The sequence below is a fragment of the Luteolibacter pohnpeiensis genome (assembly GCF_016595435.1).
In the GTDB taxonomy this organism is placed as follows: Bacteria; Verrucomicrobiota; Verrucomicrobiia; order Verrucomicrobiales; family Akkermansiaceae; genus Luteolibacter; species Luteolibacter pohnpeiensis.
This window is the reverse complement of sequence record NZ_JAENIJ010000063.1, coordinates 1-7,520: the sequence shown is the minus strand read 5'-3', so window position 1 is coordinate 7,520 and position 7,520 is coordinate 1. Positions and strand designations below refer to the sequence as shown.

The window sequence follows — 7,520 nt, the reverse complement described above, 5'->3', positions numbered from 1 at the left end:
GGGTCGTAACCCTTCAGGCCTAAATTTAGGTTAACAAACATCGGGGACATGATGGCATCCGTGCCTCATGTCCCCAATCTTTGAGGATGAGCCGCCTTTGTTGCTTCTGGATGGAAATGGTTTTCAGGGTTTTCAACCTGCAGCGAAACCAGAAATTTTATGCGCCTGTCCCGCAAAAAGGCGAGGAGATGGGCAGCAGATTTTAAGCTCGGTCAACGGATGAAGGAACTTATGCTCCCATGCCTCAATCTTGATTGTGGCGGAAAAAATTAAAAAACTGACTGGATCACTTCGCACCTTGCAACCCAAGAAATTCCATGAGAGCTGCGCTCATCGATGGTTCCTATGATCTTGAGCGTCATTGCTGTCTGAACTCGTTCTAACGAGGGTCCAAATGGAATCTACATCGCAAATCTGAGGTTTGCTCATTGAGTGCCCTACAGCGCGCGGAACCTTTGGCATCGTAACTCGATTTGCCGCACGCAGTAAGCCGTCTCAAAAATCCGATCGACATGTTAGCCAGGGTTATCTCGATGGATCGATGGCCACCAAAAAAGGTAAAATCTTTGCTCTTCCGAGGAGTATCCACCGATCATTCCTTGGTCACCTAGATAGAAGTTCATGCCCTCGATATCCTGATGGAATATCATCTGCCACGCTTGCATGGCCTGGTGCTCGGGATCCTGAGTTGTAGGTTCGTCAGGATGATCTGCGGGAGATATCGGTTTCATCCCTATAGCTTTGGAAAGCCGATTTGCCTTGATCGGCGAGCATCGAGCGATCCACATGTAGGAAGTTCCATCGCTGAAAGTGCGACCTATGCTGAAATCTTCAAACGTGACATCAGGAATCGATGAATTTCGAGTCATGCGTTTGAGTTGTGCCATCGGCGTGCTCGAGATCGCATCATGAATTAGAAGAGTTCCAAGACCGAAGATCGATATCAAAATCACAATACCAGCTCCTATAAATCTCGCCAAGACCATCGCAATCATTCCGGCAAATGCGAAAATTGGAAGCATCAAGACCCCATAGAAACAGAAGTAATTCCATCCAGCATGCCACCCTCTAGTTATTGAGCCTCCTCCTTCTCCTAGAATGAGGTCTATTGCATATGCGGTATAAGCTGCGATTGCTACAATCGCGCCAGCTGCACAAGCAGCACGAGTATTGCGATTCCAGAGAGCGCGATTCCAGTGGGCAACATTCATTATTGAATAATGTCTACGCGTATCGGAATGATCCCGTAAGCTCCGATTGATTTAGGGATTTGTTGTGATCTGAAGTATGCTGAAAGGTTTTCCAAAGGGATAGGCCATAGGATATGAATTTCCACTCGCCGCCAGTGCGAATGATATATAAATGACATTGATGGGCATCTCCGACAACCGCTTCCCATCGTAGTGAATTTTAGTTGACCGGCCATGAGATTTCGACGGCTCGGCAGCAAGCTGCAGGATCTTTTCGGTCAACTTGACCATGCTAAAAAATGGCCCAACACATCACGCCGCTCGACAAATTGACATCGATTATAGATTTCGAAGTTTTTCGCGATCGACTCAGCTTCACGTGATTCTTTGGCGTGGCGGGTTTGTTTGGGGACCTCGACGAAGCGTTCGCCGCGCGCGGCATTCATGGCAAGGAAGGAGTCACCCTCAGTGCCTCGTATGTTAAAGTCCTGCGCCAACGCAATGGACGCGAGGAAATCGCGGCCATCAAACGTGGCGAGACGCCTGAGGATTGGAAAGACAAGCCGCGCAAGCGATGCCAAAAGGATCTCGACGCGCGTTGGGTGAAGAAGAACAACGAGGTTCACTTCGGCTACAAAAACCGCTGAATTTTCCGCGATTTGATCGAGCTACAAATTGTTGTGTTAGGAGTTGTTAGCGGTGCTGTAAATGTTCCTGATGGACCAACTTACAAAACTTTACGTTTTAGCGCAATTTCTGCCAATGGAACGGCCTTTAATCATAATTACGTTGCCCAATTTCTTCAAGCTTGGTGGGTTTGGCGCAGCTCGGTGCTGATTCGTTGAGCAACTCGAATCTTGTTTCCGCAGATGGGATCGGGTAGCGGATGATTCGATGAAATCCCGATCTGCCCTGAGTTCTCGACGCTTGCGTCGCCGAATGTCCGCTAATTATCCGAAAACAGCGACTGATCCCCAGTTGGCCAAACCTTTGGCGGATTTGGGCAGGGCGATGGATCTAAATCATCTGTGGTGTTCCGTGGTGGCGTTGCTTGATGCCGCGCTGCCAAATTTCCACTACATCACCGCGTTGCCCTGCGTGGAAGATCGACCGGTGTTTGTGAACACGACCCTACCGCTGCGTGACGAGCCCGGATACTGGGAACGCTTCATTTCGTGCGAGCCGCCTCTGGCGCGGGTGCTCCAGGCATCGCCGGGGATGGAAATTGCTTTTTTAAATGACCATTGGGGCGATGAAGAGCTGAAGGGAACTCGGTTTTATGAGCAAATCATGAAGCCAGAAGGCTGGTGGTATGCCGCCGGATTTCTGTTTTGGGACGGGTCGGCTTTTACCGGGCACATCGGCATGAATCGCACACCGGACCAAGGTCCGTATCTGCCCCACGAGCGGGATTTGCTGCGTGATTTGCATGGCCCGATCGCTGCGGCCGTGCAGCGGGTGGCGGCGTTTGACGCCGAACGCGCCAAACGGGCGGCGATGGAAGCGGTCCTGCAACAACTTCCGGATGGGATGGCGATTCTCGATTGGGAGCTGCGGCTGATTTTCTCAAACCGGGCAGCGGACGAAGCATGCCAATTGTGGGCGGATACGGCGCGGACGGCGGATTGTCAAAACGTGGGAACCTTGCCAACTGAGGTGAAGGAGGCAGCTGCGGAGCTTTTGGCGGGCTCCGAAAGATGGTTGCGTCAGCCTCCGCCTGGCAAGTTGAGCGCGCCGGCGAAGGAGCTCGAACATGCAGGCTTGCCCGGGTTGAAGGCGCGTTTGCGGCTGCTGCATCCGCGCGAAAAGCAGGCGATCAAACCGCATTGTTTGGTTGAATTCAGCCGCGTGGTTGACCGGCCGGGCCAGGATTCTGCGGTGGCGGCGTATTCCCTGAGCGCGGCAGAGCGGCGGGTGGCGATGCTTGCTGCCCGGGGAAAATCAAACGCGGTGATCGCTTCCGAGTTGAGCTTGAGTGTTCACACCGTGCGGGCGCATTTGCGGGAAATTTTCGCCAAACTCGGCGTGAAACATCGGGCCGAACTGGTTCTCGCGATGACCCAAAGCCAGTCAGAGTAAACGCTTGGTGGCATCAATATTAGTCCAATCGGACGATGCGGCGAAACCACTGGATCTGATACAAAATGGAGTAAATGCATCCATTGGTCATTCGCTCCGTCATAGGTTTCGCGTTGTTTGGTTTCACGTCCGCCACCCTTTCCGGCCAGACCTGGGAGTGGACCGGGTCGGCGGGAAATGCCTGGAGTGAGGGGCTGAACTGGGATGCCGGAGTTCCGGTTGGTGGCAGCGAAACGATTTTGTGGTTCGATCAGGTGCCTGCTCCTGAAATCATCCACAATATCGCGGGCGGTCTGGTGCTGAACCAACTCAACTTCACCGAAAATTCCGGGCCGTTGCGCTGACTGGAAATTCTCTGACCTTCGCGGGAGAAAATCCGTCGATCACGATGAACAACGCGATCGGCACGGGAAATACGACGTTATCCAACTCGATTTCGATCGAGCAGGACCTGACTTTGCTCGGTGGTGATTCTTTTGAACGGCAGCTGATGCTGCTCGGTACGGTTTCCGGCACCGGCGGTTTGCAGGTGGTGAGTGGCATTCATAACTTACATGGCATCAATACATTTACCGGCGATACCGTGGTACAAAGCGGTGCGATTCTCGGAATTGGCAATCCGTTCGCACTGGGGGGATCTGGCACGGTTACCGTCGAAGACGGCGCAAGCCTTCAACTCACGAGCCAGGAAAACTGGCAGGTCAACGTCCGCCAACCGCTCATGCTCGCTGGCAGTGGTGGCTCCATTCCGTTTGCGCTGAGTGCAACCCATGGCTATTCGAAGGCTTGGAATGGGCAAATTACGCTCACTGGTGACGCCAAGGTCGGAGCCTTTGATGGCACTTCACTTTCGCTCGCCAATGTCGATTTAAATGGCAATGAACTCGTGATGGGTGCCTTATCGCATGAAGATGATTCGGTGATCATCTACGGTACCATTTCCGGAAATGGTCGTTTGGTGGCGGATAGCTCAGCCACTGGCGGCGGCGCCTTGCTCACCGGCGAAAACACCTTCACCGGTGAAATCCTCATCACAGGCGGCGCACTTGGGATCACTCGCGACTCTGCACTCGGCGATTTTTCCAACACGATCACTCTGAACGGCGGTACCTTGCGCAGCGAAATCATCACGCTGGCGAACCCGTTGTTCATCGAACCGGCGCGGTCCCTAGTGATCGGGGAAAATGGTGGCACGTTCTTCGGTGGCGTCCGCCCGCTCAACATTGGCTCGACCATTTCCGGTGAAAATCGGATCACGGTGCAGGGTTCGGTCGGGTTTTCGGGCGACAACTCCTTCACCGGGCCAGTGAGCATCGATCCCAATGGCCGGCTCTCGATCCCGGCGGATTCCGCGCTGGGTGCGAATACCAGCGTGATTGAGTTCCTGGGCGACTCGACCGGAAATGCCACGTTGTCATTGCCAAGTAACTTCACGCTCTCCGCGGATCGGACCCTCTCGGTCAGCGGTGAACGGGGCCGCATCGTCAGCAGCGGGGCATTGACACTCGCCGCGAACATCACGGGGCCTGGGCAGTTGGAAATCGATAGTTTTCAGGGCGTAACAGTCACCGGCAACAACACGCATCTGGGTGGATTCAGCGTCACTGGAACGATCGGGATTCAAAACGATGCGGCCTTGGGCGCGGCAACCGCACCGCTCACGCTTAATGCCTCGTCGCTGCGCGCGGAAGCGGACTTGCTCGTTCCTGCAACCCGGACGCTGGTTGCCACGGGTTGGGGGGGCTCGATCAACAACAACGGATTCGACATCACATGGAACGGTGATGTGACGGGAGATGACTCGAATTTCAGCAAGACCGGCCTGGGAAATCTCAGTCTGAATGGCGGCGTGGTGCTGCCGGAATTTTTCGTCTATGAAGGCACGCTCAGCGGCAACGGAACCTTTCGTAATCTCTCCATGGCATTTCGGTCCGAGCTTTCACCTGGCAACAGTGCCGGGTTGATCACCGTTCAGGAAGACCTCGAATTGATGAGCGGCGAGCTGCGTTTTGCGGGTTCGCTGCAGATGGAAATCGGCGGAGATTCCCGTGGGCTCAGCTACGATGCGATTGATGTCGGCGGCATCGCATCGCTCAACGGTTCTTTAGTGCTGACGTTCATCAACAGCTACCAAAACGAGGCCAGCAGCAGTGAAATATTTACCCTGCTCTCGGCCGGGTTCCTCACAGGAGAGTTCGAGAATGCGACCAACGGCCAGCGCCTTGAAACCGCCGATGGCTATGGCAGCTTTTTGGTTCATTACGGTGATTCTAGTAGCTACGATCCCAAATCGCTGGTGCTTTCGGATTTTCAAAGCAATATCCCCGAACCCTCAGTCTGCACACTCGCCGCTGCGACGCTTTTTCTGGGTTGGCGACGAAAGCGTTCGTTCTAAATTCGAAGTTTGGTGGATCGATGCGTTCGTCCAGACCACGGACATCATGATTCGATCTCTCGTTTACTTCCCTGATGATGGCTCTGCCAACCTGGCAGCTGAGAATCCGGGCCCGCTCTGTGGCAGTTGGGTGCCAAGGAGCGGTGATTTGATGTTCGTTATCGGGATCTGTGACGCAGCCTCAGAGTCAAGATCGCTCCGAGACCCCAAAGCATGATGGATGATGGTTCAGGGATGACGTGACCAAACTGAATGTGATCGAGTTCTTGGGCCGCTCCATTGCTCGATAAGGTTATTCTAGAAATCCCTTCAGAATGGAACACTCCATAGAATCGATCTTCTCCCGTCGTGCCGGTGATAGAATTGTCAGCGTGACTACCTGAAACGACTCCCAAGCTTGCTCCAAATTGATCGAATGCCTCAAAAGTGATCAGTGTGGTGCCTCCATCGGTCCACACCAGTCCTACGTGCGTTGGTAATGTTTCCAGCAGCCCGTCTCCAACACTGAAGTCGATACTGAAGGTGCCCCCTCCGAAGTAGGTGCGTCCCGTTTCAGGCGATCCTGTAAACTCGACAGAATCGCTTAACGATCCAATACCGCCGGAATAAATCGTATAATTAGACGTCGTGACCCCTGGACCAAGATCTACACTGTTGTCTTGAAAATCTTCAAAAACCCAGTAGTCGAAGCTTGACGAGTCGAGATTAGGCTTGAAAGGACTATCACTGAAGCTCAGGTATTCAGTTGGGCAAATAGTGTGGTCACAGCACTAGCCTCCTCTGATAGAATACCGAATACAAACATTGAGGCGGCAAAGGCTTTCACTGGATCTAGAATTTTCATAGGGAAAGTTGAGGTGATGTATAGATTAAGTGTGTTGGGTAGTGGTAGTGGCTAGATTCACTTAGATTAACTGGCGGGTCTGTTTATCTTTGGAAAGATCGTCATGCCTAGGTATCGTCGAATTATCAGGATATCTATGATTGTTGAGATTAATTTACCTTACATCCTTGATATCGGTTTTTGCTAAAAAACTAGCTCCGAATATGGACCGAGAACGGAGAAGTCGTAAAGGAGTAATCAGTCAGGTGACTGCCCCGTAAGTCCTGGCGGCTGGTGGTTTGTCCGCCAGTGTTGACGGCTATTTGCAAGGGGATATTGACATTCCAAGTCTGGGTGGCTCGAAGGTCCTTCAAAGTCGAAGAATGGTTTGTTCTTGAGTTCAGTAGTGTTCGACATCCAACACGCTGTGTTGTTCCCCGCGACAAGTAAGGCTCGGAGCGGGAAACACCCGGCATTTTTCTTTTTCTGCACCCATCCATGATAAATAGGTTAAACTAGCCATTTACATCCGTGGTTACGATGCAAATGGGAACTTGACATCAGATAGCTGATAAAACTATGTATGGAACGATTAAAGCTAGCTCATCATGATGACGTTGAATTCTACCGCCCTTGGCCTAGGTGTGCCATACCGAAAGCTAATCTTCGATTATGACTGGATGGGTCGTCGGGTGCGGAAACAGGTATTCAATCGTGCATCAGCCTCGACACCAACTGAGGATTTGCGATTTGCCTATGACGGCTGGAACCTATACTCAGAATATTCGGTGACGTGCGGTGTATTCTCCCTTAAGCGCGCGTATGCATGGGGATTCGACCTATCGCGAACCGAGCAAGGAGCCAGTGGTGTCGGCGGGCTCCGCTCTGTCGCAGTGATAGGCGGTTCCAGCTACGCTCCCGGCTATGATGGCAATGGTAACATCGTCGCATGGGCTGATAAAGCGACCGGTCAGGTGGTGGCACGCCAGGAATACGATCCATTCGGAGACAAGATCATCCACGAAGGCATCGA

5 protein-coding genes and 1 pseudogene are annotated in these 7,520 nt (G+C 52.7%); 5 read left to right on the top strand and 1 reads right to left on the bottom strand.

The features are described from left to right. Window positions 1–515: 515 nt before the first annotated feature. The gene (locus JIN85_RS19380; RefSeq protein WP_200273948.1) at window positions 516–1,022 is read right to left on the bottom strand and encodes a hypothetical protein; all 507 of its coding nucleotides are present in this window, start codon (window positions 1,020–1,022) and stop codon (window positions 516–518) included. Window positions 1,023–1,582: 560 nt separating this feature from the next. Between JIN85_RS19380 and JIN85_RS19375 the strand changes: the two genes are divergently transcribed. From JIN85_RS19375 to JIN85_RS19355, 5 genes and pseudogenes are all read left to right on the top strand, one after another. After that, window positions 1,583–1,837: a hypothetical protein gene (locus JIN85_RS19375; protein ID WP_200273946.1), complete on the top strand. Its 255-nt coding sequence runs from the start codon at window positions 1,583–1,585 to the stop codon at window positions 1,835–1,837. Between the two features lie 292 nt (window positions 1,838–2,129). Next, complete coding sequence (locus JIN85_RS19370) at window positions 2,130–3,269, top strand: helix-turn-helix transcriptional regulator (RefSeq protein WP_200273944.1); 1,140 nt, start codon at window positions 2,130–2,132, stop codon at window positions 3,267–3,269. A gap of 74 nt (window positions 3,270–3,343) precedes the next feature. Further along, a complete protein-coding gene (locus JIN85_RS19365) occupies window positions 3,344–3,613 on the top strand; it encodes a hypothetical protein (protein WP_200273942.1) in 270 nt (89 codons plus the stop codon). Between the two features lie 44 nt (window positions 3,614–3,657). Next, complete coding sequence (locus JIN85_RS19360; RefSeq protein WP_200273940.1) at window positions 3,658–5,664, top strand: autotransporter outer membrane beta-barrel domain-containing protein; 2,007 nt, start codon at window positions 3,658–3,660, stop codon at window positions 5,662–5,664. A 1,431-nt stretch (window positions 5,665–7,095) separates the two neighbouring features. Next, window positions 7,096–7,520, top strand: a pseudogene (locus JIN85_RS19355) (hypothetical protein); the annotation flags it as partial.

Coding starts and splice junctions, on each gene's coding strand:
- JIN85_RS19380 (WP_200273948.1), bottom strand. CDS start 1,022: ATGCTTCCAATTTTCGCATTTGCCGGAATGATTGCGATGGTCTTGGCG.
- JIN85_RS19370 (WP_200273944.1), top strand. CDS start 2,130: ATGTCCGCTAATTATCCGAAAACAGCGACTGATCCCCAGTTGGCCAAA.
- JIN85_RS19365 (WP_200273942.1), top strand. CDS start 3,344: ATGCATCCATTGGTCATTCGCTCCGTCATAGGTTTCGCGTTGTTTGGT.
- JIN85_RS19360 (WP_200273940.1), top strand. CDS start 3,658: ATGAACAACGCGATCGGCACGGGAAATACGACGTTATCCAACTCGATT.